Origin of the sequence: Flavobacterium sp. (assembly GCF_040402895.1) — a bacterium.
Taxonomy (GTDB): Bacteria; Bacteroidota; Bacteroidia; order Flavobacteriales; family Flavobacteriaceae; genus Flavobacterium.
This window is the reverse complement of sequence record NZ_JBBALR010000001.1, coordinates 46,408-71,862: the sequence shown is the minus strand read 5'-3', so window position 1 is coordinate 71,862 and position 25,455 is coordinate 46,408. Positions and strand designations below refer to the sequence as shown.

The window sequence follows — 25,455 nt, the reverse complement described above, 5'->3', positions numbered from 1 at the left end:
TTTAATTTTGACTAAAAGCATCCATCACAGGGAGTGCATTATTATTAAAATCCCACAACGCCTGATTTTCCCATGAAGAACCATTTGTAGCTGTTGTACCTCTAAACGCAACCCATTCTGCACCCCAATAACAAAATCCTAATCCTTTTGAATTTTGTTTTACAAGATTTTTTATGGCTAAAATATAATTTTTCTGTCCTTCATTTGAGGCTGGATATGTTGGAATCAATTGATCATTTTGTCCCACAATATTATTTGTCCAATCGTTATATCCCAAGGTAAATGGATAAGAGGTTTCTGCAATTATAACTTTTTTGTTGTGGGTTTGACCTAAAGTTGTAATACTAGAATTTACATCTGAAAGATTTTTACTGTTCCAAATAGGATAATAAGACAAACCTATGTAATCATAATCTATCGAAGTCATTTTGTTGAAAAACCAACTCGCACCGCTTCCAATTCCTCCATAGTGAATCATTATTTTAGTTGTTGTAGATTGACTTCTAATTGCCGAACTGGCAACAGCAAGTAATTGTAAACATTGCGATTCATTATTAATCAAATGTCCTTGCGGCCAAAGAAATCCGCTGTTTATTTCATTTCCTATTTGAATAATATCTGGCTGAATTTCAGTCATCAATAAAGTGGTATAATTGCTAACAGCGGTTTTTAAATTGGCTAATGATAAACTAGTCCAATCCGATGGTGGCGTTTGATTGCCAGGATCTGCCCAAGTATCCGAATAATGAACGGTTAACCAAACTTTCATTCCTGCTTGTTTGACTCGTAATGCCAAGGCTTTTACTTCTGCTAGTCCAGAATGATTGTCTGATGGATTTTTCCAAATTCGTATTCTAATCGTGTTACAACCTGCATTTTTTAGCGTGGTTAAAGCATTTTCTGCCACTCCGTTTTTCTTATAAATAGTGCCCTCACTTTCTATTAATGGTAAATACGACATATCTGCAGCGCGAATAAAAACATCTGTACCAGGATTATTTGGAATTGGAGGTGGCGCTACTTCTGGTTCATTTGATGAACAAGAAAATAAAAACAATCCTGTTATTATTAAGGCTAATTGGATAAGTGATTTCATAGGTTATATTTTTTCAAATTTAAAACTTGTTTTTTGATAATAGGTGTCGTCCTTTCTTAATACAGCATTTGGAAAATGACTTTGGTTTGGTGCATCTGGATAATTTTGTGTTTCAAAACAAATACCACTTAAAGCCTCGTAATTTACATTATTTTTTCCCATAATTTTATTTTCGCAATTGCCTCCAACATAAATATGAACGGAAGGTTGGTTGGTGAAAACCTGCATTTGTATCTTATTTTTGGTGCTTTTTAAAGTAGCCACGGACGTTGAATTATCAGAAATTACAAAAGAAGTATCAATTTTTGTTGGGCAACTTTTGAAAGTTAAAAAATCAAATGAAGTATCCATAATATTTAAAAATTTTCCAGTAGGAACATTTTCTTCATTGGTAGCTAAAATCTCTGAACTTGTTACTTGTAGCTCTTGGTTTTCAATAGTTTTTTCGTGTCCGTCTAAATTGAAATAGGTGTGTTGTGTTAAGTTTATTATTGTGTCTTTTGTTGTTTTTGCAGTGTAATTAATTTCTAATTCGTCCATATCACTTAAGTGGTAGCTTACTTTAACGGTTAGTTCACCTGGATAATTTTCCTCTAAATCTTTTGAAATACATTCTAAAGTAATGCAATTATTGGAAAGCGAAATTACGTTCCAAAATCGATTACTTAAGTTAGTTTTCCCTCCATGTAAATGATGCTGTCCTAAATTTTTATTAAGCTGAAAAACTTCATCATTTATTTTGAAAGTCCCATTTTTTATTCTTCCTGCATACCTTCCCACTACAGCTCCAATGAATGGCGCGCCCGAAAGCATAAATGATTTTTCGTAGTCAGTAATATGATCAAAGCCTAAAACCACATCTGCTTTTTTTGATGAGGAAATGGGGATTTTTATGGATTGTATGGTGGCACCAAAGTCAATAATTGCCATTTCAATTCCATTTGAGTTGCTTAGGGTATAGCAAAATGATTCTTTTCCATTTGATGTGTAACCAAATGAAGTTGTATTTTGACTATCTTTTATAATTTCCGACAATTTTTTTAAATCATTTTTTGATTACTATTCAAATTTATATTTTTTAAAAATAAAATCATACCGGTACCTACCAGTTTGTTGTTTTTTAACCACCAGTTTTATACATTTGTTTTATGATAGAAATTGAAAGTACTTCTTCGATTCCAAAATATAAGCAAATAATTTTATCTATTGAAAAGGCAATTTTGCTAAATCAATTAGAAAAAAATGATAAATTACCTTCCATAAACAAGATATGTTTGAGACATAAATTGTCAAGAGATACTGTGCTTTTAGCCTATAACGAATTAAAAAAACGAGGCGTAATTTATGCCATTTTAGGAAAAGGATATTTTGTAAAAAGTACAGATTTTAAACCCGAACAACGAATTTTTCTTTTGTTTGATGAATTAAATGCTTTTAAGGAAGAAATTTACAATTCATTCATTGATACCATAAAAGATAAAGCGAATGTAGATATTTTTTTTCATCATTTTAATATGGAGGTTTTTGCCAAATTGATACAAGACAGTATTGGTAATTATTCGAAATATATTATTATGCCTTCTAATTTAGAGCATACGACAGAAATTATTAATAAATTGCCTTACGATGAAACGTATATTTTAGATCAAACTCGAGACGATTTAAAAAAATATCCAGCCGTATATCAGAATTTTGTAAAAGATATCTATACTGCGTTAGAGAAAGGGTTGAAACGATTAAAAAAATATAAGAAATTGGTTTTGATTTTTCCAGGAAAAAAAGAACCTATAGGAATGGTAATTGGCTTTGAAAGATTTTGTAAAAACTATCAATTTGAATATGAAATTAAATCTGAATTTACTTTAGATTCAATTCAAAAAGGGGTGATTTATATTTTACCTAATGATAGCGATTTAGTAGCAATTATTGAAAATGCGGCCTTATTTAAGCTTGTGATTGGAAAAGATATTGGAATTATTTCTTACAACGATACGCCATTGAAAAAAGTGGTTGCAAAAGGTATTACTACCATTTCTACTGATTTTAGCGAAATGGGGAAAAAATTAGCAAATATGATTTTGAATAATTCTAAAGAAAATATTGAAAATGAAAGTCAATTGATTTTGAGAAAATCGTTATAATCTAAAAATCCTTCTATAAAAAGAAGGATTTTTAGATTATTGGAATACTTTTATTTTGTAATTTGTTTTAAATCAGCAATTGTTTCAGTTGGATTTATAGCTCCAAAAACGTAGTTTCCTGCAACCAATACATTTGCACCAGCATCAGCTAATTGTTTCGCATTTTTGTTGGTTACACCGCCGTCAATTTCTATAATAGTGTTGGCCTTGCATCTTTGTATCATTTCTTTCAATTGACCTACTTTGTCATATGTTTTTTCAATGAAACTTTGTCCGCCAAAACCTGGATTTACACTCATAATACAAACCAAATCAATATCTTGAATAATATCTTCCAAAACTTTTACACTTGTGTGTGGGTTAATCGCCACTCCAGCTTTCATACCTTCTGCTTTAATTGCCTGAAGCGTTCTGTGTAAATGATTACAAGCTTCATAATGTACAGTTAAAACATTCGCACCTAATTTTGCAAAAGTTGTAATGTATCTGTCAGGATCTACTATCATTAAATGCACATCTATAGTTTTGGTAGCATGTTTTGTTATAGCTTGTAAAACAGGCATTCCAAAAGAAATATTCGGTACAAAAACGCCATCCATAATGTCAATATGAAACCAATCAGCTTCACTGGCGTTAATCATTTCAATGTCGCGTTGTAAATTAGCAAAATCGGCAGCTAAAACTGAAGGAGCGATGAGTGTATTTTTCATTTAAGTATATTGTTTGTGCAAAAATTGATATTTTAAAAAAACTCCGAAAGTGTTTCCGGAGTTTTGATGTTAAGACTTTTGGCCTTAGTCTTTCCGACTAAATTTATCCTAAATATGTTTTTAATATTTTACTTCTCGAAGTATGTTTCAATCTGCGAATCGCTTTTTCTTTAATTTGTCGCACACGCTCACGAGTTAAATCGAATGTTTCGCCAATTTCTTCCAACGTCATTGGATGTTGATCACTTAAGCCAAAATATAAACGTACTACATCGGCTTCTCTTGGTGTTAAGGTTTCTAAAGCACGTTCAATTTCGGTTTGTAATGATTCGTGAATTAATTCTCTATCTGGATTTGGTGATTCACCTGAACGTAAAACGTCGTATAAGTTGGAATCTTCTCCTTCTACAAGCGGTGCATCCATTGATAAGTGACGCCCTGAGTTTTTCATAGACTCTTTTACGTCATTTACGGTCATATCTAATTCTTTTGCAATTTCTTCAGCAGAAGGTGGTCTTTCATTAGATTGCTCTAACAAAGCATACATTTTGTTGATTTTATTGATAGAACCAATTTTGTTTAAAGGCAAACGTACAATACGAGATTGTTCGGCTAATGCTTGTAAAATCGATTGACGAATCCACCATACGGCGTACGAAATGAATTTGAATCCACGTGTTTCATCAAAACGTTGTGCGGCTTTAATTAAACCTAAGTTTCCTTCGTTAATTAAATCTGGTAATGTTAAACCTTGATTTTGATATTGTTTGGCAACCGATACCACGAAACGTAAATTCGCTTTTGTTAATTTTTCTAAGGCGCGTTGGTCACCCGCTTTAATTCGTTGTGCTAATTCTACTTCTTCATCGGCAGTAATTAAATCTACTTTACCAATTTCCTGTAAATATTTGTCTAAGGAAGCAGTTTCACGATTGGTAACCTGCTTGGTGATTTTAAGTTGTCTCATTGAATTTTCCCCTTCACTTTAATTGTTCTGTTTGTTATACGCAAGAAAAATAAAAAAGTTACAAAAGGGTTAAAAAAAATCCCGAAAATGAAAATTATCGGGATTTAAATTATTTAAAAATAAGATTATGCATTAGATGCCTAATCTTTTTTCTCTTCTCTTGGAGGTCTTGGTAAAAGTGCTTTTCTTGACACTTTTTCTTTTCTAGTTTTTGGGTCAATTCCTAAGTATTTTACTTGGAATACATCGCCCATATTTACTACATCCGTAACGTTTTCTGTACGTTCCCAAGCCAATTCAGATACGTGTAATAAAACTTCGTTTCCTGGAGCAGCAGTGTATTCTACTACCGCACCAAAATCTAACATTTTAATTACTTTCACTTCATAAGCTTCTCCCATGGTTGGTTTGAAAATGATAGAATCTATTTTTGCTAATACCGCAGCAATTCCATCAGGATCTGTTCCTAAGATTTCAACAAGACCTTGCTCATCCACCTCGTTAATCACAATAGTAGTTCCAGTAGCTTTTTGTAATTCTTGAATTACTTTTCCACCAGGTCCAATTAAGGCACCAATGAAGTTTCCAGGAATAGTTCTTGTAATAATTTTTGGAGCATGTTTTTTAACTTCAGCTCTTGGAGCTGCAATTGTGTCTGTTAATTTTCCTAAAATATGTAAACGTCCGTCACGTGCTTGTCCTAAAGCTTGCTCCATAATATCATAACGTAAACCGTCAATTTTGATATCCATTTGACAAGCTGTAATTCCGTCAGCCGTTCCAGTTACTTTAAAGTCCATATCTCCTAAGTGATCTTCATCCCCTAAAATATCAGACAATACTGCAAATTTTTCACCATCAGTAATTAATCCCATCGCAATTCCAGAAACTGGTTTTACCATTTGTACTCCAGCATCCATTAAAGCCATAGTTCCAGCACAAACGGTTGCCATAGAAGACGAACCGTTAGATTCTAATACTTCAGATACAATACGAATCGTATAAGGACAATCTACAGGAATCATATTTTTTAACGCTCTTTGTGCTAAATTTCCGTGACCTACTTCTCTTCTTGAAGTTCCTCTTAGCGGTTTTGCTTCTCCAGTTGAGAAAGGAGGGAAGTTATAATGTAAATAGAATTTTTCTTCACCTTGTTCAGATGGAGAATCTATTTGATTCGCTTCTCTTGAAGTTCCTAATGTTACTGTAGCTAACGCTTGCGTTTCTCCACGAGTAAATAAGGAAGAACCATGTACTCTTGGTAAATAATCTGTTTCACACCAAATTGGTCTGATGTCCGTGGTTTTTCTACCATCTAAACGAATACCTAATTCTAATACTACGTTACGAACGGCTTCTTTATTTGTTTTATAGAAATATTTAGAAACTAAGTCACCGTCAGTTGCTAATTCTTCTTCTGTAAACAACGCTTTTACTTCTTCTTTTACTTCAGCAAATGCAGCACCTCTTTCGTGTTTAGCCGAACCCACTTTAGCAATATTGTAAATTTTATCGTAAGCAGCAGCTTTTACTTTTTTGTAAATTTCTTCGTTTTCTCTCTCACCTTCGTAAGTACGCGTTTCTTTTTTACCAAAAGCAGCTTGTAAACGCAATTGCGCTTGAATTTGAACTTTAATAGCTTCGTGTGCAAATTTGATAGCTTCTACCATTTCTGCTTCTGAAATTTCTTTCATTTCTCCTTCTACCATTGCTACAGAATCCATAGAAGCACCAATCATCATATCGATGTCAGATTTTGCTAAGTCTTCTCTGCTTGGGTTAATTACAAATTTTCCATCGATACGCGCAACACGTACTTCAGAAATTAAGTTGTAAAAAGGAATGTCTGAAACGGCTAATGCTGCTGAAGCGGCTAAACCTGCTAATGAATCAGGCATAACTTCTTCATCATGAGACATTAACTGAATCATAACTTGAACTTCCGCATGGTAATCGTCAGGGAAAAGTGGACGTAAAACACGGTCAACTAAACGCATCGTTAGTACTTCGCTATCACTTGGGCGTGCTTCTCTTTTGAAGAAACCACCTGGAAAACGACCAGCGGCTGCAAATTTTTCGCGATAATCTACGGTTAAAGGTAAAAAATCTACATTTGGGTTGATGTTACGAGATGCTACTGCTGTGGCAAGGATCATCGTATCACCCATTCTTACTACTACAGATCCGTCAGCTTGTTTCGCTAAACGCCCTGTCTCGATTGTGATGCTTCTGCCATCACCTAAATCGATTTTTTCTACAAATAATTGTGGAATCATAAATTTAATTCTCAAAGGTTATACAAAGGGTTAGTTGTGTTGTTGTAAAGGTGTTGTAGTCGTGTCTCTAACCCAATGAAAAACCAAACTTTTCTGCTTATTTGTAAACAAAAAGGGGCCCAAAGCCCCTTTAGTATACTATTTTCTAATTCCTAATTCTTTAATTATCTCACGGTATCTTAAGATATCTTTCTTCTTTAAGTAATCTAAAAGACTTCTTCTTTTACCTACTAAAAGCACTAACGAACGCTCTGTGTTAAAATCGTGACGATTTTTTTTCAAGTGCTCTGTTAAGTGTGAAATTCTAAATGTGAATAACGCAATTTGTCCCTCTGCAGAACCTGTGTTTTCAGCTTTTCCTCCGTGTTTAGCGAAGATTTCAGCTTTTGTTTCTTTAGTCAAATACATGCTAATATTATTTAAATGATTATTATGTAGATTGAGTATATCTCAATACGGCTGCAAATTTACAAATTATTTTTGAAGTTGCAACTTTTAACTCTTTTTTATTTTAACCACAACTTTCTATATGATTTATTCTTGTCATAATCATTAGCTTGTTTTTCAATATTAAAGTAACGATGACCTCTTGGATCATTTCCGACTCCGGCCAAATAGGCCCAATTTCCCCAGTTGCTGCACACATCATAATCAATTAATTGCTCTTCAAAATAGGCCGCACCAATGCGCCAATCCATATTCATTTCGTTGCAAAAATAACTGGCAACGTTTTGTCGGCCTCGATTACTCATAAATCCGGTTTGTTGCAATTCGAGCATATTGGCATTAATAAAATCGGAAGGTGTTGTGCCATTGATCCATTGTGAAAGCAACTTTTCATTTAAGGATTTAGAATTCACTTTCTCTGTTTTTATGCCTTCGTACAAGAAAAATTTGGTTTGGTATTTTTTAAACATAAATCGGAAAAAATCACGCCAAAGCAATTCAAAAACCAACCAATAGGTCGAATCATTGGCGCCAAATTGCTTTTCGTACTTTTTGATTTCAGCATAAATAAATCTTGGAGTGATACAACCCAAAGCTAACCAAGCTGAAAACTTGGACGAATAATTGGCACCAACCATTCCGTTTCGAGTTTCCTTGTAGCTAGACAAATATTGCGTCTCAAAAAAATAGTGTTTTAAACGTTGTATTGCTTCGCTTTCGCCTCCTTTAAATTGCAATACCGCGCGAGAATCAATTGCAGTTTTTGTTAAACCTAACGCTTCTAAAGTAGGTAATTCCAGAGGAGAAATTTCAGGCGAATTTATTTTTGATGGTGCATCAAAAGGATTTCGAATTTCGGAATCCTTTTCGGTTTTTTTTCTAAAATTGGTAAATACATCCGGAATATCTTTTATGGAAAAAGGCAAGTCTTCAGCATGATACAAAGTACTGGTGCTGAAGGTTTCTAATTCACATCGCAATTTAAAAAGTTCCGTTCGAACCACTTTTTCAGTCTGAATTTCTTCAATCGCTACTTCTCGCTTGGAAAATACTTTTTGCGCTTTGTATTCTAGAACCAATTTAGGAATTTCAATTTCTGGCTTGCCAAAAACAATGCGTAAACCAGATCCTAATTTTCTTAAATTAACATCCAAATCCTGAAGGGATTCCAATAAAAATTGCGCTCTAAAAGGGCCTGTTTTTTTAAATCCGTAAGGAGTAGTCTCAAAATGGGCTTCGTCAAAACAATAAATTGGAATAATCTTCTCACTTTGACAAATTGCTTTTAAAAGCGTTTCGTTGTCTTCAATTCGTAAGTCGGTTTTAAACCAAACTAGTGCATTCTTAATCATAAATCATTTATGTTTTTTAAATAATAATCAGCTTGTTCCAATAAAGCAACTTTGTCTTCCGGTTTCATTTTGCGCCACACATTATACATCATTCCGATACGAGGATTTTTGCCTAATTTGTCTTCATTTTTATCATAAAAATTCCAATACAAACTATTGAATGGACAAGCTTTATCACCTGTTTTAACTGCTTTTTTGTAAAAGCAACTGCCGCAATAATGACTCATTTTATCGATATAAGCTGCCGAGCTCACATAAGGTTTTGTCCCTACAATTCCACCGTCAGCAAACTGACTCATACCGCGAGTATTGGTAATTTCTACCCACTCAATCGCATCGATATAGATTCCTAAATACCAGGCGTCGACTTCGTCAGGATGAATACCGGCTAAAAGCGCAAAATTTCCAGTTATCATTAATCGCTGAATGTGATGCGCGTAGGCATAATTTAAAGATTGGTTAATAGCATCTTTCAAGCAATTCATTTTGGTTTTTCCCGTCCAAAACCATTCTGGAAGTTGGTTTTCGTTATTGAAATAATTCATCGTGGCATATTCTGGCATTTTGTTCCAGTAAATTCCGCGCATGTATTCGCGCCAGCCAATAATTTGGCGAACAAATCCTTCCAATTGATGGTAAGCAATTGTATCGGGATTCTTTTCCCATTCCAATATAGCGCGGTTAATCACTTCTAAAGGCGAAATCATTTTCACGTTCATCGAAAACGAAAGTCGGGCGTGATACAAAGACCATTCGTTAGGTGTCATCGCATCTTGGTAACTCCCAAAAAGTGCCAAACATTCGGTTACAAAAAATTCAAGTAATTCTAGAGATTGTTTTCTATTAACAGGCCAAACAAAATTGTTAGCATCAATATTTCCGATGGTTTGGATGTCTGTTTTTTGAATTTCAGATAGGATATGGGTCACATTATTTTGGAAAACCAATGGCGAAGTGGGTTTGTGGTCTTTGGGCAATTTTTTTCGATTTTCGCCATCGTAATTCCATTTCCCTGTCAACGGCTTATCGCCTACCATTAAAACATGATGTTTTTTTCGCATCATATGATAAAAGCTTTCCATTAAAAAGGATTTTTTACCTTCAAAAAAATCTCCTAATTCGTTTCTTGAACTCATAAAATGCTCCGAATCGCAAACGGAGGTCGCAATAGCAAGTGATTGACACAATTTTTTCAGTTGTTCGTCCAAGCGGTATTCATCTGGGAATTGGTATTCAAAATGGGTGAATGCTTCTTTTTCAATTAAAAAGCGAATGTTTTTTTCAAACGATTGTAGATTGCTAGTATCGTTCAAACGAAAATAAACAACTTGGTGTTGTTGCAATTGTAAATCGGAGGCAAATTCTTGCATGGCCGAGAAAAAACCCACCACTTTTTGAATATGATGTTTGGCATAATCGGTTTCTGTGCGAATTTCCATCATGACATAAGTCACTGAATCATCACTCTTTTTAAACCAAGAATGCTGGGAGTTTAATTGATCTCCAAGAAGTAATCGAAGGGTTTTTGACATGGTTTAGTTTATTTTTTTCCTCTGCATTTATCACTGCAGTATTTGACTTCGTCCCACACTTTTTCCCATTTTTTTCGCCAAGCGAATGGTTTTTGGCAAACCATACACAATTTAGTTGGTAGGTTTTGCTTTTTTACTCCTTTCATACTACAGTTTCAGTTGATTTCTTTTCCATTCTATTCCAACTTTTGAGCCCTTAGCAATAAAAACTGCTGCTGGTTTTGTTTCATTAAGAATTGCAAAATCTTTTCCATACATCGCCTGAAAGTTGCACTCAATTTTATAATTTAAAATGGTATGCGTTTTCCAACTTGGGTGTTGCAATTTGTATTCTTCTGTTTTTATGTCGTTTACTTTGGTGTAACCGTAGTAATGGTCGTAAATAAATTGTTCTAAACTATTGTTTTTCATAGTCTTAGATTTATTTGAATATTGAACATCAATGCTATTCCATTTGGAATCTACTAGCCATTCAAATTTTATTTGATTTGAATCTGTTCCTAAAATTTGTTCATGTTTAGTAGGAACGACGGTGTAATGCTCATTGTATAATTTATTGGCTACCCAAGCTACAATTGGGTATGGAATAGTTTCATTAATAAATACAACGCCTCTTTTTATTTGGTTTCCTTCTTTTCGAACAACATAAAAGCGCAAGTTAATTTCTTCAAAAGTTCCAAACCACGGAATTGGGACATTAAATAATTGGGTGTTTTTAAACATAAAGCCCACTAAACTGATGTAGCATTTGTCTTCAAACAAGTCAATTTCAACTCCTTTTGGCACGTATGGAATTAAAATTTGTGGATCAATTTCATAATTGGCCATGATGATATTTTCCCAATCTGCTTTTAAAAATAGTGCCATTATTGTGTTTTCTTTTTTGTTTTCCGATTCGGATTACTTACGTGCTTTTGCAAAATTCGTTTGCCTTCTGTTTTCACTTCGTCTTTTTTTCGAAAGCTCCAAACGATATCGCTAGCGTATTTTCGAGTTTCTTCTATGTTTACAATTGGCTCAGGATAATCGATACCAATGCTACAATTATAAAACTGCTGTTCCATTTCGTTCATTTTCCAAGGTTCATGAAGCAAATGTAGTGGCACTTCTTTTAATTCGGGCAGCCATTGTTTGATGAAAATACCGTCTGTATCATGTTCTTCAGAATTTTTAATGGGATTATAAATTCGGATCGTATTAATTCCTGTGGTACCCGATTGCATTTGAATTTGTGGGTAGTGAATTCCAGGTTCATAGTCTAAAAATTGCCGTGCTAAAAAATGCAATTCGCGCCAATCTTGCCATAAATTAAAAGTAAAAAACGACACCACCATAGCGCGCATTCTAAAGTTGATATACCCCGTGGCAACTAAACATCGCATGCAAGCGTCGACAATTGGCACACCTGTTTTTCCTTCTTGCCAGGCTTTAATGTAGGTTTCGTTCTTTGGTTTTATTAAAGTATCATAAGCTCGGTTGGCATTTTCAAACTCCATTTCACATTCGTCTTCGAATTTTTGCATAAAATGGCAATGCCAATGCAAACGTGACACGAAATTGAGAATGGCGCGTTTGTTCTTGGACGCTTCATAATGCTGATTGGTATATTGATAAATCATCCGCATACTGATATTTCCATACGTCAAATACGGCGACAAGCGGCTGCATCCTTTTCTACTTAAAGCTGGCTTCGAAATGTGTTTGCTGTAATTGACATAGCGCTCTTTGACAAAACTATCCAAATACCGCCATGCCCAATATTCGCCACCTCTTTGAAAGTTTGGATTTGGATTCGTGATTTCAGCGGCTAACTCAGGTCCTTTTATTTTGTTATAAAAATCAGACGCTAATTCAATCGTTTTTAAATCGGATTCTTTAATTGTTTTAGGTGTATCGCGCATGACTTTTTCCCAGCGTTGTTCCCAATTTTGTCTTGATTTTAATTTTCGAATGACCCCATGCAATTGATATTCTTTCCATTCGATTTCCTTAGAATTAAAAAACGCTTTCATATCCAAATCGCGATCGTAGGTCAATTTGTTTCCAATTTCTTGATGCGAAAAAATGGCTTTGACATCATACCCCTGAAGTAATTGCGAAAAAACGGTTTTGACTTCGTTATGAAATAAATAGAGGGAAGCATTAAAAGGCGCTAGTTTTTTATTCAAATCTTGAATGGATTCGTATACAAACCGCCAATGACGAATATCAGAATCCTCATAACTCATAACCGTCGGTTCAAAAAAACAAATCAATAAAAGCGGCACTCCTGATTGATGCGCATGAAACAAGGCTTCATTATCAATCAAACGAAAGTCACGTTTGAACCAAACTATATTGATAATTTTTTTAGTCAAAATTAAATTAGTGAAGTAATTGTTTTGTCAGGTTTAGCATAACTTAACCTTGATACCTGTGTTGTATTGTGATAACTATCTAGTCCAGAACAAGTTATAGATTCTGCTTTCTCAATATCAAGGAATCCATCTTTTTGTAAACAATCTTCTGGGAAATAAACGTCTTTCACTTCTCCAATAATTAGAACGGTGTTATTGATGGAAAGCGTTATTTTTTCTTTGAATTCGATTGCCAATTGCACATTGCTTTCTTTTACAAAAGGCGCGAAAAAGTTATTTTTATACTCAGGAGTTAATCCAGTCACGTCAAATTCTGAACAATCTCTATCATATTTTGCAGACGTTTGATGGGCTTGTTTATGAATTTTTTCGTTAATATGATTGATGGTGTAAAAACCTGTTTCTAAGATATTTTCAAGTGTATGACGCGCCACAACGCCTGGTCTAAATACCATTCCAAACAAAGGCGGATTGCTTCCAATATGTAAAATAGAATCTACGATAGCTAAATTGGTTTGATTTTTATTGTTTTGTGTTCCAATTAACCCAACGCTTTTAAAACCACCTAAGCTATTTGCAAAATGAACACGTTCCTGTTTTTCCATGTTCATAATTTGTTCATGAGTAATATGCTTTACTATAGTTTCACCCATTTTTTATCGCTATTTAGTTGAAAGGTTCCAATGTGTTCTTTATTCCACTCGTTTGGTGGAATTAATGACAAAAAGTAAGTTCCGTCACCAGTTGCATATAAATGATAAATCTCACCAATAATAGGTTCAAATGAAAATTTTGAATTGTAAACCAACTCATTCCATTCAAACTCTTCCATTAAATTTTGATATTGTAATTTAAGTTCATTGAATTTATTTTCAAATTCTTTATTTACATTTCTTACACCTCTTCCTTTCCATGCGGCCACATCGTCAACTTTAATGATTGGTGCACCTACACTTGTTGCGTAGGGTAGAAAACTGGCATTGTATCCTTTGTCATCAGAAAAAACAATATTGTCTGGCTTTTTGTTTTCCATTTTTGCTTTTATCTTTTAGATATTTTATTATTAGAAATGGCTCTTTGTAATTTACATTTGAATCGATCTATTCCTTCAACACGTTTTGCTGCATGCTTGGTTTTACAATTTTCCACACGTTGTCGCCAAAGTTTGTAACTTGAGAATTTTAATTCTTTTTTCATTAATGCTTTTACATCCGCTTCAGCTAAGCCAAATTGAAATTTTATAGCATCAAAAGGCGTTCTATCTTCCCAAGCCATTTCGATAATTCTATCAATAGCAAGGTCGTCTAATTCAGTTTTTTGAGAAACAGGCATTTTTTGTTTAATTTTAATTAAAAAAAAGTAAACAAAATTAAGAAGAATAATTTGATTTTCAATATAGAAATGGAATAAAAAAATCTTTAATTGAAATTAAAGCAGGAGTTGTAGATTATTTTTAGAAGAGCGAAGCTACTTGCTTGTTTACAAATTCTAAAAAATGTTCATCTGCCTCCGTAAATGGGTCGATAACATGACTGTCAATATCTATTTGTCCGATATTTATTTCATTTACAAACAAAGGCACTACTATTTCCGATTTTACGGTAAAGCTGCAAGCAATATAATTATCCTGAGCCGAAACATCTGGAACCACAAAGTTAGCATTGCTTTCTGCAACTTGGCCGCAAATTCCTTTTCCAAATGGTATAACGGTATGATCTGTTTCCGCACCAACATATGGCCCAAGATGTAATGTTTTGGTTTCTTGATTTGCAAAATAAAAACCAACCCAATTGTAATATGAAACAGAATCGTGTAATAATTGACAAATGCGAGTAAGCTTTTCATCTTTATCATCATTACTATTAATTATATTTTTTACTAGCGGTTTTATAGATTCAAATTCCATTTTTAATTTTTTTGTAAATTTATGTATAAATAAGAAAGTAAAAATTATATTTTTGTTAAAATTAAAATTTTGAAAAACATATTTCAGCAGCACCAAGTTTTTTTTATTTTTCTAACGAAATTTCTATTAAGTTATTTTATCGTTACGATACTATACTCTTATTATTTAGATCAATACCACAAACAAAAAAATGAAGTGGATGGCATCACACATTTTGTAGCGGAACAAACAAAAAATAGTCTTGTTTTTTTTGGTTCAAATTGCGAAATAATCAAGCATGAATTTGAACCTTCCTATAAAGTTATATACAATTCCAAATATATTGCTAGGATAGTTGAAGGTTGTAACTCAATTAGTGTAATTATACTATTTTTATCGTTTATTTTTGCATTTTCAAATAGATATATTGCTACTTTTTTATATATTTTTTTAGGTTCGATATTGATTTTCATATTGAATATTTTCAGAATTGCTTTGCTAACTACAGGGCTGTATAAGTACCCAGAATACGGCACTTTTTTACACGATATTTTGTTTCCACTAATTATTTATGGAGTAGTTTTTGTGTTGTGGGTTGTTTGGGTGCTAAAATTTTCAGCGTATGCAAAAGAAAAAAAGTAAAGTCTTAGATATAGCAATTATTGGCATTTTGGTAATTGCCTTAATGCTAATTAGAATGTTTGAAAAAGAGTTGTTTTATGATCCTTTTCTAGATTTTTTTCATGGGAATACACAAAACAAAACGATACCAGAATTTAATACTATTAAATTGTTTTTAGGAATTTTATATAGGTATTCCATAAATAGTATGTTTACAGTTTTGATAGTTTATTTTTTATTTAAAGATGTTTCCATAGTAAAATTAACTTCTTTTTTATTGTCTATTTTCTTTGTGGTTTTAATAATACTTTTTTTCAGTTTATTATATATTTCAAAAACGCCAGACTATTTATTTCTTTTCTATGTGAGAAGATTTCTAATTCAGCCTTTATTTTTAATTTTATTTGTTCCTGCTTTTTTTTATCAAAAAAGTGTTAATAAACAATAGGTTGTAAAATAATATTATAAATTTGCAGTAATGAATTTAAAAAAACATATAAGTATTTTTTTAGCATTATTTATTTTATTAGTAAATAGTAGTGCTAGTTTGGTTTTGCATTTTTGCCATGACCAAATTGCTTATGTGTCCTTAGTTTATCAAGAAAGTAAATTAGTCGATTCTGCATCGGAAATATCTTGCTGTTCTTCAGATTCTGTTGATAATAAACATGATGGTTGCTGTTCTAATGAGGAAATTAGTACCGAAAACAAAATTGATTACTCTACTTTAAAAGATTTTCAATTTGATTTTTTTGTTGTAAATTTTATAAATAAAACGTCTGAATTCTTTAGTAAAGTAGCCTGCTTTTACACAAATAAAAAAAATATAGATTACTATTGTAATTCTAATGCCCCACCTTTTTATAAACTCTATTCTCAACTTATTTTTTACGCATAATTTATATCGTTTTTAGTTTTTTTAAATTATAAACTTTATTAATTAAATTATGTATAAACTTTTATTTTTGGCATTACTGCCAATATTTTCTTTAGCTCAAAGTAGTGTACGAGGAAAAATTATTGATAATGAGAACCATCCTATCTCAAATGTAAAAATCACAATTCAGGAATTAAACACCATTTTGTATTCTGATGAAAACGGCTCGTTTACTTTAATTCAAGGAAACCGAAACCTAATATTAATTTTAGAAAAAGTGGGTTTTCAGACACTTGAAATACAACAAAGTGTTACATCTGATTTTTCTATTCAATTAGAAAAATCAGCTTCTGAAAGCAATATTGCGACAGTAACTATTGTAAAGAAGCAAAATACCTTGGGGAGAAAACAAAAAGCAGTTACCAATACGCAACATTTATCGCAAGGTGAATTACAAAAAGCGGCTTGTTGCAATTTATCGGAAAGTTTTGAAACCAATCCGTCTATAGATGTAAATTTTTCTGATGCCGTAACGGGAAACAAGCAAATTAAAATGTTAGGATTAACCAGCCCGTATATTTTAATGAGTGAAGAAAATATTCCAGCGATTCGCGGCGCTCTACAAGCAACAGGTTTAAACTTTATTCCAGGAACTTGGGCAGAAAGCATACAAATTACTAAAGGCGCCGGAAGTGTGGTCAATGGCTACGAAAGTATTTCGGGTCAAATAAATTATGAGTTAATTAAACCACAAAAAGAAGATCCGTTTTTTGCCAATGTTTATGCCTCCAATGATGGCAGATATGAATTGAATACTCATTTTGCTAATAAATATTCAGATAAATTGAGTTCATTAGTTTTAGTACACGGCAATACTAGAAATAGTAAAAATGATATGAATCATGATGGATTTTTAGACAATCCGTTAGGAAAACAAGTTAATATTTTAAATCGTTGGCAATACAATAATGCAGAAAAAGGAATTGTATCATTCTTAAATATAAAATATTTTTCTGACGAAAAAACAGGAGGAACTATCAATGATAATTCGCACGAAATGGTAATGAATCCAAATTTATGGACGAGCCAGGTCAATACAGATAAAATAGAAATTTCCAACAAGATAGGCTATGTATATCCTGATATGCCTTTTCAAAGTATTGGATTTCAACAAGCCTTTCAGTACAATAAAATGCATTCGGAATTTGGCGATAAGGTGCATCATATTCATCATAAAAATTATTTTTCAAATCTTATTTTTAATTCGATTATTAACAATACTAAACATAAATTTATTACGGGTTTGAATTTTAATTTTGATAAATTTCAAGAACATTTAGAAGCCAATTTTATGGCAGAATATGACAGAATAGATACTTCAATTGGTTCGTTTTTTGAATATTCTTTCGATAATTTAAATAATTTCAGTTTTGTTTTAGGTGCCAGAGCGGACAATCATAACAGATTGGGCTTGTTTTTTACCCCTAGGGCTCATATTAAATACAATCCGTTTGAAAAAACCACGCTTCGTTTTTCTGCAGGAAGAGGAAAAAGAGCCTCAAATATTTTTGCAGAAAACATAAATGTTTTAGCCAGTTCTAGAGATATTATTATTAAAAATGATAACGGAAAATTATATGGTTTAAACCCAGAAATAGCATGGAATTATGGCACAAGTTTTATTCAGAAATTCTATCTTTTTGGAAAAGAAAATGAACTGGTTGTGGATTATTATAAAACGGATTTCAGCAATCAAATTGTGGTAGATTTAGAAAATGCAAGACAAGTAACTTTCTCTAACTTAAAAGGGAAAAGTTTTGCAGAATCATTTCAAATAGAATGGAATATTAATTTAATGACGCATTTAAATGTAAGAACGGCTTATAAATATTTAAATGTAAAAAACGATTATGCGACTGGATTATTAGATAAACCTTTACAAGCAAAAAATCGTTTCTTTGCTAATATTGCTTATGAAACGCATATTTTAGAAAAAGGACAGCAATGGAAATTTGATGCTACTTATAATTGGATTGGTCAGCAAAGATTGCCAAATACACTAGCCAATCCAATTGAGTATCAATTATCAGAGAATACGCCAAGTTATCAGCTTGTAAATGCACAAATAACTCGAACATTTTCAAGTACATTTGAAATGTATTTTGGAACTGAAAATTTAGGTAATTTTAAACAAAAAAACGCTATAATTGCATCGGATAATCCCAATAGTCCCTATTTTGATAGTACCATGATTTATGGACCTGTTTTTGGTACAATGTATTATGCAGGAATACGATTTAAAATAAAAGATAAAAAAGAACAAAATCATTAAAACTAAAATTATGAAAAAAATAGTATTAGTAGTATTTATTGCCTTTTTAGGTCTGAATACAAACGCACAAGAGCTACTAAATAAAAATAAAAAAGTAGATGTAGAAGTAAATGGCGTGTGTGATATGTGTAAAAAACGTATAGAAAAAGCCGCTTATTCTGTAAAAGGAGTTAAAAGCGCTGTTTGGCATGCAGAAGATCAAGTCATACATCTAATTATTGATGAAACAAAATGCACCGTTTTAGATGTAGAAAAAGCTATTGCAAAAGCAGGTCATGACACCAAAGATATCAAAGCTACTGACGAACAATATGCAAAAATTCATGGCTGTTGTTTGTATCGAACTGAAGCAAAGCATTAATTTTATAAAAAATTATTATATTTGAATTATTAACCAATTAAATATTTCATTATGCCTTTTAATTTTTATGCAATTTTAGCGGCAACTTTTGTATCATTAGTTGTTGGTTTTATTTGGTACAATCCAAAAGTATTTGGTACAATTTGGATGAACGAAACAGGAATGACTGAAGAGAAAGCACAACAAAGTAATCTACTTAAAGTCTTCGGATTAACCATCTTTTATTCTTTTCTAATTTCATTGACATTATCATCAATTGTAATTCATCAAATAGGAGCTTTAGGAATGATTGGTGGTCCTGATAATGTAGCTAAAGCCTTACCATCATACGCAGCGTTTATCGCAGACTACGGAAATGCATTTAGGAGTTTTCAACACGGAGCATTACATGGTTTTTTTACAGGATTATTTTTTGTTTTACCAATTACAGCAATCAATAGTTTGTTTGAACAAAAATCTTGGAAATATATATTAGTAACTTCAGGATATTGGATGGTTTCATTAACTATTATGGGTGCAATTATTTGCGGATGGAAATAATTAACATTTATTTATAAAATAGAAGTCCTACATTTGTGGGACTTTTTTATGCCTTGAAAAAAATTACGGTAAAAATATTCGAATCCATAAAAGACGTTCCAGAAAATTGGAATGCAGTTGCAGTTGCCAATCATTTTTTACAACTTCCTTATTTAGAAGTTTTAGAACGTTCGGCGCCAACTAACATGCAATGTTTTTACATTGGTTTTTATGAAAATTCAGATCTTATTGGTGTTTCGTTAGCCCAATATTTGGATTTGAATAAGTTAGATTCGTTTGGAGAAAGAGACAACTATTTTAAAAAATGTATTCGAAATTTTATTTTTCGAAATTTTGCTTCACATACTTTATTTATTGGAAATAACATGATCACTGGTCAAAATGCTTTTGCTTTCAATAAAGAAATTAGTTTTAAAGAAATTAGTTTTATTTTGAGACAAAGTTCAAAACAATTGGAAGCGTATTTCAAACAAAAAAGAATTAAAATTCACTTGGTTTCTTTTAAAGATTTTTATCAGAATTGTGCTATTGAATTTAAAAAAAATGCTTTCGAAAAAGTGTACGAATTCAAAACACAACCTAATATGATTTTCGAAATACCAACGAATTGGTTATCAAATGAAGACTATTATAACGCCTTTTCAAAAAAATATAGAGATCAATATAAACGAGCCCATAAAAAATTCGAAGGAATTTTAGTTGAAGAATTAGATGTAGAAGCAGTTGTTTTTCATGAAAATAAAATCAATGAATTATATCATTATGTAGCTAAAAATGCTCCTTTTAATACTTTTTTCCTGGCAGAAAATCATTTCTCCACTTTTAAAAAACAATGTGGAGCTAGTTTTAGAATTTTTGGTTATTTTTTAGAAGAAAAATTAGTAGGATTTCATTCTGTTTTAGTAAACGATGATGTTTTAGAAACTTACTTTTTAGGATACGATGATCAAGTTCAAAAAGATAAAATGTTGTATTTAAATATGTTGTACAATATGACAGAATTTGGAATTGCCCATCAATTCAATAAAATTATTTTCGGAAGAACCGCTTTAGAAATTAAAAGTTCTATTGGAGCAACACCGGTTATGATGTCGGGTTTCATTTATCATAATAACAAATTAGTAAATACATTTTTAGGAAAAATATTTAGAAATTTAGAACCTGAAACCGTTTGGCAGCAGCGTCATCCGTTTAAATAAGTAAAACACGTATTTAGTACTACTTTTTTATTGAAAAAAACGAATTGTTTTCTTATTTTTGAAAATATTTTTAACCCATGAAAAAATACATTTTATTTTTATTGCTTTTTTCTCAATGCATGTTTTCTCAGACTTTATTTGAGAAAGCGGAAAAGTTATACAAAGAAAAAAAGTTTGAAGAAGCCAAAGTTTTATTTGAAAGTTATTTGAAAACCGTTCCAAATCATTTAAAAACTATAGAATATTTAGGTGATATAGCTGGTAACTCAAAAAAATGGGATGTAGCCATTACATATTACAAGAAATTAAAACAACAAATTCCAAATAGTGCTACTTATTGGTTTAAATATGGCGGTGCCCTAGGAATGAAAGCCAAATCGGTAAATAAATTTAAGGCGGTTGGTATGATAAGTGATATAGAAACAGCTTTTTTAACCGCGGCTAAATTAGATAAAAAACATCTTGAATCGCGTTGGGCATTAGTGGTTTTATATATTGAATTACCAGGCATTATTGGTGGTAGTGAAACCAAAGCAGCAAAATACGCTGATGAACTTTTAGCCATATCAAAAGTAGAGGGTTATTTAGCAAAAGGTTATATAGATGTGTATTACAAAAGATATAAAGCTGCAGAAGTAAATTTGATAAAAGCACATCAATTAGGTAAATCAGCCATAACATATACAAAATTATTTGATTTATACATGTATAAATTAAAAGACAAAGACAAAGCACAAAACATTAAAAAGTAATTAGGTAAAAGGTTCTGGGTAAATGGTAATTGTTACCTTTCACCAAATATCTTTCACCATTAATCATACAAAATGCGTACACATTTCATTGCTATTGGCGGAGCTGCCATGCACAATTTAGCATTAGCGTTACATAATAAAGGCTATCAAATCACTGGTAGCGATGATGCTATTTTTGAACCATCTAAATCCCGTTTAGAGAAAAAAGGATTATTGCCAATTGAAATGGGTTGGTTTCCAGAAAAAATCACTTCCGATATTGAAGCAGTTATTTTAGGAATGCACGCAAAAGAAGATAATCCAGAATTGTTAAAAGCGCAAGAATTAGGATTGAAAATTTATTCGTATCCAGAATTTTTGTACGAACAATCTAAAAACAAAACTAGAGTAGTAATTGGTGGTTCTCATGGAAAAACAACGATTACGTCTATGATTTTACACGTAATGCATTATCATAATATTGAAGTAGATTATATGGTTGGCGCCCAATTAGAAGGTTTTGATACGATGGTGCATCTTACAGAAAATAACGATTTTATAGTTTTAGAAGGTGATGAATATTTATCTTCTCCAATGGATAGACGTCCGAAATTTCATTTGTATCAACCAAATATTGCCTTGCTTTCTGGTATTGCTTGGGATCATATTAACGTGTTTCCTACGTTTCAAAATTATGTAGAACAATTTAGTATTTTTACTTCACTAATTACAAATGGTGGTATTTTAGTTTATAATGAAGAAGATACAGCAGTAAAACAAGTAGCTGAAGAAACCACAAATCCAATTCGTAAAATGGCGTATCAAACTCCAAGTTATACGGTTGAAAATGGAACTACATTATTAGATACGCCAGAAGGACCCATGCCAATTGAAGTTTTTGGCGCACACAATTTAAATAATTTAGCAGGTGCCAAATGGATTTGCCAATGTATGGGTGTAGATGAGGTTGATTTTTATGAAGCCATAGCTACTTTTAAAGGTGCAAGCAAACGATTAGAGAAAATTGCAGAAAGCAGTAATAAAGTAGCTTACAAAGATTTTGCCCATTCACCAAGTAAAGTTTCAGCCACTACAAAAGCTGTAAAAGATCAGTATCCTGACAGAAAATTAATTGCCTGTTTAGAATTACATACTTATAGCAGTTTAAATGCAGAATTTCTAAAAGAGTACGAAAGTGCCTTAGACGCAGCAGATGTAGCTGTGGTTTTTTATTCGCCAGATGCGGTAAAAATTAAACAATTAGATGAAGTTTCTTATGAACAAATTGCACAAGCATTCAACAGAAAAGATTTAATCATTTATACCAATCCAACAGAATTTAAAAATTATTTATTTGCTCAAGATTTTAATAATTCCGCTTTACTTTTAATGAGTTCTGGTAATTACGGCGGATTGAATTTTGATGACGTGAAAAATTTGATGCATTAATTTAAGAATTTGAAGATTTGGGTCACATTTTCAAACCTTCAAATTAACCAATTTTCAAATCATTTCCCATATTGAAAATGCCCCACAATCGTATAACTAAATAAACAATCTTCTAACACTTGTCCACCGCCAACATTGTGAACAATTAAATTACGTTTGCCATCTTTCGATTTTAAATGGGTAATAATTCCAATATGCGGTAGTTTATCATTGATCATCCAGGATACAATTTCGCCCGTTTTATAATCGTTAGCGTTTTGAGTAATTGATAACGTTTTTCCTTTTCTACTAAAGAAAACTTCTAAATTTGGGACTCTTCTATGATCAATATTTTTATCTGTAGTTTTCAATCCCCATTTTTTTAAATTAGGATATTTTGTGAAATTTGCCACCATATCTTCATGAACTTCTTTTTGTAAATCGATATTTAATTTTCTGTATGCTCGAATAATCACATCTGTGCAAACACCAGTTTTGGCAGGAACATCGCCATTTGGATATTTTAATTTTACATAATTTGGGGTATATATTACTTCTTTATCAATAATTTGAATCGCTGCATTTGATAACTTTTCTGAAAAAGTATTAGGTTTTTTTATCGAACTAATTTCTTGATTTTTGGAAATGAAATTAGTGCTTTCCGAAACCGATTCATGTTTTTTACAGGAAGCAAAACTTAAAAATAAACTTAAAATGAAAAAGTGATTCATAATTTTGTGTTTTAATTGCTAACGTAATTACAATCATTTTATTTTGAAAAACTTAAAAATAATTTTAAATTTGATTTTTATAAACGCCAAAATATTTTTTATGTATACGCCAATTAATCAGTGGGCTGAAGATGATCGTCCACGAGAAAAACTACAACTAAAAGGTAAATCTACTTTATCTGATTCCGAATTATTAGCTATTTTAATAGGTTCAGGCTCTAGAAATGAAAGCGCAGTTCAATTGTGTCAGCGTATTTTAGCAGCATCAAACAACAATCTCAATCAACTTAGTAAACTCTCTATTCATCAATTAATTCAATTTAAAGGCATCGGCGAAGCTAAAGCCATAAGCATTGTCGCTGCTTTGGAATTAGGAAGAAGGAGAAGGCTAGAAGAAGCTACAGAATTACCTAAAATCACTTCCAGTAAAAATATATTTGAAATTATGCAACCCCTAATTGGCGAATTACCTCATGAAGAATTTTGGGTGTTGTATTTAAACAATTCTAACAAAGTAATTCATAAATCGCAAATCAGTAAAGGCGGCATCACAGGAACAGTTGTAGATAACAGAATGGTTTTTAAAACCGCATTTGAATACCATGCCACATCAATAATCTTATGTCACAACCATCCTTCTGGAAAACTTCAGGCAAGTGAGCCCGATTTGCAATTAACTAAAAAGCTAAAATTAGCAGGTCAAACTTTAGATGTTTTAGTTTTAGACCATATTATTATTACTGAATTTGGTTATTTGAGTTTTAGAGATGCTGGGATTTTTTAGAATAGGTACACAGATTTTAAGGATTTAACAGATTGAAAAGGATTATTATGGATAACTTTAAGCATAAATTTATTACTGAAAAAATATTAAAAGCTTATTTTAATGTTTACAATTCGTTAGGATTTGGCTTTTTAGAAAAAGTGTATGAAAAAGCTTTGTTGATTGAATTACAAGAATTAGGTTTAACTGTCGAGTCTCAAAAACAGATAAGTGTTTATTATAAACATAAATTAGTTGGAAATTATTTCGCTGACATTATTGTTGAAGAAAAGGTAATTTTAGAATTAAAAGCTGCCGAATTTTTATTAAGTTCACATACAAGTCAATTGTATAATTATTTAAAATCTACTGAAATAGAAGTTGGTTTGATACTTAATTTTGGAGAAAAACCTGAATTTAAAAGAATTGTATTTACTAATGACAGGAAAATTAATTTGAATCAAATACGAAAATAAATCTGCGAAACAATTTTTTAAAAATTGCAAATCAATTTTCCGTAATGTTATATTAAATGAATCAGCAAAATCATATAAATCTGTGTACCTATTTAATAATTAAGATAAATAGTTAATGTACTTTTGCAAAATAAATTTACAATTAATACAATGAACGAATTATATCAATTTTCCAATTCCGATTTAGCATTGGTTTCACAGATTAAACAACATCAAAATATTTCGGCTATTTTTTATCATTTTTGGATTAATTTAGTCAATCCGGAAGAAAAATTTGTTTTTGTAGATACTATTGAAATTGTTTTTGATAAAACCAATACTTATTTTTTCAAAATTAATGAGGAAGATACGGGTTATATAATTTCTTTAAACTACAATTTTGAAGAAGAACAAAAAATGTTGGCCGAAAAATTTCAAGACGTGCTTTCGTTAAAAAGAGTAGATGTTAGCGCAGCTACTATTTGGAAAAATAAAATTAAAACCCCACTTTTATCTGTAAATACTATTATTGATTACGAAAACAGAAACGAAAACTTCATTCATTTTGATTTTATTGATGGCTCATTAGCCATTTATTACAACGAAGAAAAAGGTTTATTAGTGGAAGATTACGAAGCATAACTGACTTTTAGT

Annotated in this window: 29 protein-coding genes; 13 read left to right on the top strand and 16 right to left on the bottom strand. The window is 31.7% G+C overall.

Annotated features, from left to right (window positions below; genetic code table 11):
• Position 1: 1 nt before the first annotated feature.
• Both ABWP60_RS00440 and ABWP60_RS00435 read right to left on the bottom strand, forming a co-directional pair.
• Positions 2–1,096: a glycoside hydrolase family 53 protein gene (locus ABWP60_RS00440; RefSeq protein WP_353146964.1), complete on the bottom strand. Its 1,095-nt coding sequence runs from the start codon at positions 1,094–1,096 to the stop codon at positions 2–4.
• Positions 1,097–1,099: 3 nt separating this feature from the next.
• Complete coding sequence (locus ABWP60_RS00435; protein WP_353146961.1) at positions 1,100–2,131, bottom strand: aldose epimerase family protein; 1,032 nt, start codon at positions 2,129–2,131, stop codon at positions 1,100–1,102.
• A gap of 113 nt (positions 2,132–2,244) precedes the next feature.
• Here ABWP60_RS00435 and ABWP60_RS00430 point away from each other — a divergent pair, with 113 nt between their 5' ends.
• Positions 2,245–3,237 (top strand): GntR family transcriptional regulator, encoded by a 993-nt coding sequence (locus ABWP60_RS00430; RefSeq protein ID WP_353146958.1) that lies wholly within the window; start codon positions 2,245–2,247, stop codon positions 3,235–3,237.
• A gap of 50 nt (positions 3,238–3,287) precedes the next feature.
• On the opposite strand, the gene rpe is transcribed toward ABWP60_RS00430, so the two are convergent.
• The 13 genes from rpe to ABWP60_RS00365 form a co-directional block, all read right to left on the bottom strand.
• Complete coding sequence (rpe, locus tag ABWP60_RS00425; RefSeq protein ID WP_353146955.1) at positions 3,288–3,947, bottom strand: ribulose-phosphate 3-epimerase; 660 nt, start codon at positions 3,945–3,947, stop codon at positions 3,288–3,290.
• Between the two features lie 103 nt (positions 3,948–4,050).
• Positions 4,051–4,914 (bottom strand): sigma-70 family RNA polymerase sigma factor, encoded by an 864-nt coding sequence (locus tag ABWP60_RS00420; RefSeq protein WP_026718320.1) that lies wholly within the window; start codon positions 4,912–4,914, stop codon positions 4,051–4,053.
• Between the two features lie 140 nt (positions 4,915–5,054).
• Complete coding sequence (locus ABWP60_RS00415) at positions 5,055–7,190, bottom strand: polyribonucleotide nucleotidyltransferase (protein ID WP_353146952.1); 2,136 nt, start codon at positions 7,188–7,190, stop codon at positions 5,055–5,057.
• A gap of 138 nt (positions 7,191–7,328) precedes the next feature.
• The gene (gene rpsO / locus ABWP60_RS00410) at positions 7,329–7,598 is read right to left on the bottom strand and encodes a 30S ribosomal protein S15 (protein WP_353078164.1); all 270 of its coding nucleotides are present in this window, start codon (positions 7,596–7,598) and stop codon (positions 7,329–7,331) included.
• Positions 7,599–7,696: 98 nt separating this feature from the next.
• On the bottom strand, positions 7,697–8,989 hold the full coding sequence (locus tag ABWP60_RS00405; protein WP_353146949.1) for a DASH family cryptochrome: 1,293 nt from the start codon (positions 8,987–8,989) through the stop codon (positions 7,697–7,699).
• Positions 8,986–10,521 carry a cryptochrome/photolyase family protein gene (locus tag ABWP60_RS00400; protein ID WP_353146946.1) on the bottom strand — a complete coding sequence of 512 codons (1,536 nt, stop codon included), beginning with the start codon at positions 10,519–10,521 and terminating at the stop codon, positions 8,986–8,988. Before ABWP60_RS00400 ends, ABWP60_RS00405 begins: the two co-directional genes overlap by 4 nt.
• An 8-nt stretch (positions 10,522–10,529) precedes the next feature.
• Entirely contained in the window at positions 10,530–10,667 is a 138-nt protein-coding gene (locus ABWP60_RS00395) for a DUF2256 domain-containing protein (protein ID WP_353146944.1), read from the bottom strand.
• A 1-nt stretch (position 10,668) separates the two neighbouring features.
• The gene (locus ABWP60_RS00390; protein WP_353146942.1) at positions 10,669–11,388 is read right to left on the bottom strand and encodes a YqjF family protein; all 720 of its coding nucleotides are present in this window, start codon (positions 11,386–11,388) and stop codon (positions 10,669–10,671) included.
• Positions 11,388–12,878, bottom strand: coding sequence for a cryptochrome/deoxyribodipyrimidine photo-lyase family protein (locus tag ABWP60_RS00385; RefSeq protein WP_353146940.1), 1,491 nt, complete (start codon positions 12,876–12,878; stop codon positions 11,388–11,390). The genes ABWP60_RS00390 and ABWP60_RS00385 overlap by 1 nt, the downstream gene beginning before the upstream one ends.
• Positions 12,879–12,880: 2 nt before the next feature.
• Positions 12,881–13,531 carry a flavin reductase family protein gene (locus tag ABWP60_RS00380; protein WP_353146938.1) on the bottom strand — a complete coding sequence of 217 codons (651 nt, stop codon included), beginning with the start codon at positions 13,529–13,531 and terminating at the stop codon, positions 12,881–12,883.
• Positions 13,516–13,911 carry a DUF2452 domain-containing protein gene (locus tag ABWP60_RS00375; protein WP_353146936.1) on the bottom strand — a complete coding sequence of 132 codons (396 nt, stop codon included), beginning with the start codon at positions 13,909–13,911 and terminating at the stop codon, positions 13,516–13,518. The genes ABWP60_RS00380 and ABWP60_RS00375 overlap by 16 nt, the downstream gene beginning before the upstream one ends.
• Positions 13,912–13,919: 8 nt before the next feature.
• The gene (locus ABWP60_RS00370) at positions 13,920–14,210 is read right to left on the bottom strand and encodes a TIGR03643 family protein (protein WP_353146934.1); all 291 of its coding nucleotides are present in this window, start codon (positions 14,208–14,210) and stop codon (positions 13,920–13,922) included.
• Between the two features lie 121 nt (positions 14,211–14,331).
• Complete coding sequence (locus ABWP60_RS00365) at positions 14,332–14,784, bottom strand: XrtF-associated fRMsr-like GAF protein (protein ID WP_353146932.1); 453 nt, start codon at positions 14,782–14,784, stop codon at positions 14,332–14,334.
• Positions 14,785–14,853: 69 nt separating this feature from the next.
• Between ABWP60_RS00365 and xrtF the strand changes: the two genes are divergently transcribed.
• From xrtF to ABWP60_RS00320, 9 genes are all read left to right on the top strand, one after another.
• A complete protein-coding gene (xrtF, locus tag ABWP60_RS00360) occupies positions 14,854–15,405 on the top strand; it encodes an exosortase family protein XrtF (RefSeq protein WP_353146930.1) in 552 nt (183 codons plus the stop codon).
• A complete protein-coding gene (locus ABWP60_RS00355) occupies positions 15,386–15,832 on the top strand; it encodes an exosortase F system-associated membrane protein (protein ID WP_353146927.1) in 447 nt (148 codons plus the stop codon). Before xrtF ends, ABWP60_RS00355 begins: the two co-directional genes overlap by 20 nt.
• Positions 15,833–15,862: 30 nt before the next feature.
• Positions 15,863–16,282 carry an HYC_CC_PP family protein gene (locus tag ABWP60_RS00350; protein WP_353146924.1) on the top strand — a complete coding sequence of 140 codons (420 nt, stop codon included), beginning with the start codon at positions 15,863–15,865 and terminating at the stop codon, positions 16,280–16,282.
• Between the two features lie 49 nt (positions 16,283–16,331).
• The gene (locus tag ABWP60_RS00345; protein ID WP_353146921.1) at positions 16,332–18,593 is read left to right on the top strand and encodes a TonB-dependent receptor; all 2,262 of its coding nucleotides are present in this window, start codon (positions 16,332–16,334) and stop codon (positions 18,591–18,593) included.
• 10 nt (positions 18,594–18,603) lie between these two features.
• Positions 18,604–18,954, top strand: a complete 351-nt coding sequence (locus ABWP60_RS00340; RefSeq protein ID WP_353146919.1) for a heavy-metal-associated domain-containing protein — start codon at positions 18,604–18,606, stop codon at positions 18,952–18,954.
• A 51-nt stretch (positions 18,955–19,005) separates the two neighbouring features.
• Positions 19,006–19,494, top strand: a complete 489-nt coding sequence (locus ABWP60_RS00335; protein WP_353146916.1) for a DUF1761 domain-containing protein — start codon at positions 19,006–19,008, stop codon at positions 19,492–19,494.
• A gap of 53 nt (positions 19,495–19,547) precedes the next feature.
• Positions 19,548–20,693, top strand: coding sequence for an 8-amino-7-oxononanoate synthase (locus ABWP60_RS00330; protein WP_353146913.1), 1,146 nt, complete (start codon positions 19,548–19,550; stop codon positions 20,691–20,693).
• A gap of 77 nt (positions 20,694–20,770) precedes the next feature.
• Positions 20,771–21,445, top strand: coding sequence for a tetratricopeptide repeat protein (locus tag ABWP60_RS00325; protein WP_353146910.1), 675 nt, complete (start codon positions 20,771–20,773; stop codon positions 21,443–21,445).
• Positions 21,446–21,517: 72 nt separating this feature from the next.
• A complete protein-coding gene (locus ABWP60_RS00320; RefSeq protein WP_353146907.1) occupies positions 21,518–22,873 on the top strand; it encodes a UDP-N-acetylmuramate--L-alanine ligase in 1,356 nt (451 codons plus the stop codon).
• A gap of 59 nt (positions 22,874–22,932) precedes the next feature.
• Here ABWP60_RS00320 and ABWP60_RS00315 read toward each other — a convergent pair whose 3' ends face one another.
• The gene (locus ABWP60_RS00315; RefSeq protein WP_353146904.1) at positions 22,933–23,583 is read right to left on the bottom strand and encodes a DUF1287 domain-containing protein; all 651 of its coding nucleotides are present in this window, start codon (positions 23,581–23,583) and stop codon (positions 22,933–22,935) included.
• Between the two features lie 100 nt (positions 23,584–23,683).
• Here ABWP60_RS00315 and radC point away from each other — a divergent pair, with 100 nt between their 5' ends.
• From radC to ABWP60_RS00300, 3 genes are all read left to right on the top strand, one after another.
• Positions 23,684–24,367: a RadC family protein gene (gene radC, locus ABWP60_RS00310; RefSeq protein WP_353146901.1), complete on the top strand. Its 684-nt coding sequence runs from the start codon at positions 23,684–23,686 to the stop codon at positions 24,365–24,367.
• Between the two features lie 47 nt (positions 24,368–24,414).
• Positions 24,415–24,822, top strand: a complete 408-nt coding sequence (locus ABWP60_RS00305) for a GxxExxY protein (protein ID WP_353146898.1) — start codon at positions 24,415–24,417, stop codon at positions 24,820–24,822.
• A 150-nt stretch (positions 24,823–24,972) separates the two neighbouring features.
• Complete coding sequence (locus ABWP60_RS00300) at positions 24,973–25,443, top strand: hypothetical protein (RefSeq protein WP_353146895.1); 471 nt, start codon at positions 24,973–24,975, stop codon at positions 25,441–25,443.
• The last annotated feature ends 12 nt before the right edge of the window (positions 25,444–25,455 follow it).

Excerpts from the sequence above, each read along its gene's own strand:
- ABWP60_RS00440 (WP_353146964.1), bottom strand. The coding sequence starts at position 1,096 with ATGAAATCACTTATCCAATTAGCCTTAATAATAACAGGATTGTTTTTA.
- ABWP60_RS00335 (WP_353146916.1), top strand. The coding sequence starts at position 19,006 with ATGCCTTTTAATTTTTATGCAATTTTAGCGGCAACTTTTGTATCATTA.
- ABWP60_RS00375 (WP_353146936.1), bottom strand. The coding sequence starts at position 13,911 with ATGGAAAACAAAAAGCCAGACAATATTGTTTTTTCTGATGACAAAGGA.
- ABWP60_RS00340 (WP_353146919.1), top strand. The coding sequence starts at position 18,604 with ATGAAAAAAATAGTATTAGTAGTATTTATTGCCTTTTTAGGTCTGAAT.
- ABWP60_RS00380 (WP_353146938.1), bottom strand. The coding sequence starts at position 13,531 with ATGGGTGAAACTATAGTAAAGCATATTACTCATGAACAAATTATGAAC.
- ABWP60_RS00390 (WP_353146942.1), bottom strand. The coding sequence starts at position 11,388 with ATGGCACTATTTTTAAAAGCAGATTGGGAAAATATCATCATGGCCAAT.
- ABWP60_RS00300 (WP_353146895.1), top strand. The coding sequence starts at position 24,973 with ATGAACGAATTATATCAATTTTCCAATTCCGATTTAGCATTGGTTTCA.
- ABWP60_RS00315 (WP_353146904.1), bottom strand. The coding sequence starts at position 23,583 with ATGAATCACTTTTTCATTTTAAGTTTATTTTTAAGTTTTGCTTCCTGT.
- ABWP60_RS00395 (WP_353146944.1), bottom strand. The coding sequence starts at position 10,667 with ATGAAAGGAGTAAAAAAGCAAAACCTACCAACTAAATTGTGTATGGTT.
- ABWP60_RS00355 (WP_353146927.1), top strand. The coding sequence starts at position 15,386 with ATGCAAAAGAAAAAAAGTAAAGTCTTAGATATAGCAATTATTGGCATT.
- ABWP60_RS00430 (WP_353146958.1), top strand. The coding sequence starts at position 2,245 with ATGATAGAAATTGAAAGTACTTCTTCGATTCCAAAATATAAGCAAATA.
- ABWP60_RS00350 (WP_353146924.1), top strand. The coding sequence starts at position 15,863 with ATGAATTTAAAAAAACATATAAGTATTTTTTTAGCATTATTTATTTTA.
- ABWP60_RS00415 (WP_353146952.1), bottom strand. The coding sequence starts at position 7,190 with ATGATTCCACAATTATTTGTAGAAAAAATCGATTTAGGTGATGGCAGA.
- ABWP60_RS00325 (WP_353146910.1), top strand. The coding sequence starts at position 20,771 with ATGAAAAAATACATTTTATTTTTATTGCTTTTTTCTCAATGCATGTTT.
- ABWP60_RS00405 (WP_353146949.1), bottom strand. The coding sequence starts at position 8,989 with ATGATTAAGAATGCACTAGTTTGGTTTAAAACCGACTTACGAATTGAA.
- ABWP60_RS00365 (WP_353146932.1), bottom strand. The coding sequence starts at position 14,784 with ATGGAATTTGAATCTATAAAACCGCTAGTAAAAAATATAATTAATAGT.
- ABWP60_RS00420 (WP_026718320.1), bottom strand. The coding sequence starts at position 4,914 with ATGAGACAACTTAAAATCACCAAGCAGGTTACCAATCGTGAAACTGCT.
- ABWP60_RS00305 (WP_353146898.1), top strand. The coding sequence starts at position 24,415 with ATGGATAACTTTAAGCATAAATTTATTACTGAAAAAATATTAAAAGCT.
- radC (WP_353146901.1), top strand. The coding sequence starts at position 23,684 with ATGTATACGCCAATTAATCAGTGGGCTGAAGATGATCGTCCACGAGAA.
- rpe (WP_353146955.1), bottom strand. The coding sequence starts at position 3,947 with ATGAAAAATACACTCATCGCTCCTTCAGTTTTAGCTGCCGATTTTGCT.
- ABWP60_RS00370 (WP_353146934.1), bottom strand. The coding sequence starts at position 14,210 with ATGCCTGTTTCTCAAAAAACTGAATTAGACGACCTTGCTATTGATAGA.
- ABWP60_RS00320 (WP_353146907.1), top strand. The coding sequence starts at position 21,518 with ATGCGTACACATTTCATTGCTATTGGCGGAGCTGCCATGCACAATTTA.
- ABWP60_RS00345 (WP_353146921.1), top strand. The coding sequence starts at position 16,332 with ATGTATAAACTTTTATTTTTGGCATTACTGCCAATATTTTCTTTAGCT.
- ABWP60_RS00400 (WP_353146946.1), bottom strand. The coding sequence starts at position 10,521 with ATGTCAAAAACCCTTCGATTACTTCTTGGAGATCAATTAAACTCCCAG.
- rpsO (WP_353078164.1), bottom strand. The coding sequence starts at position 7,598 with ATGTATTTGACTAAAGAAACAAAAGCTGAAATCTTCGCTAAACACGGA.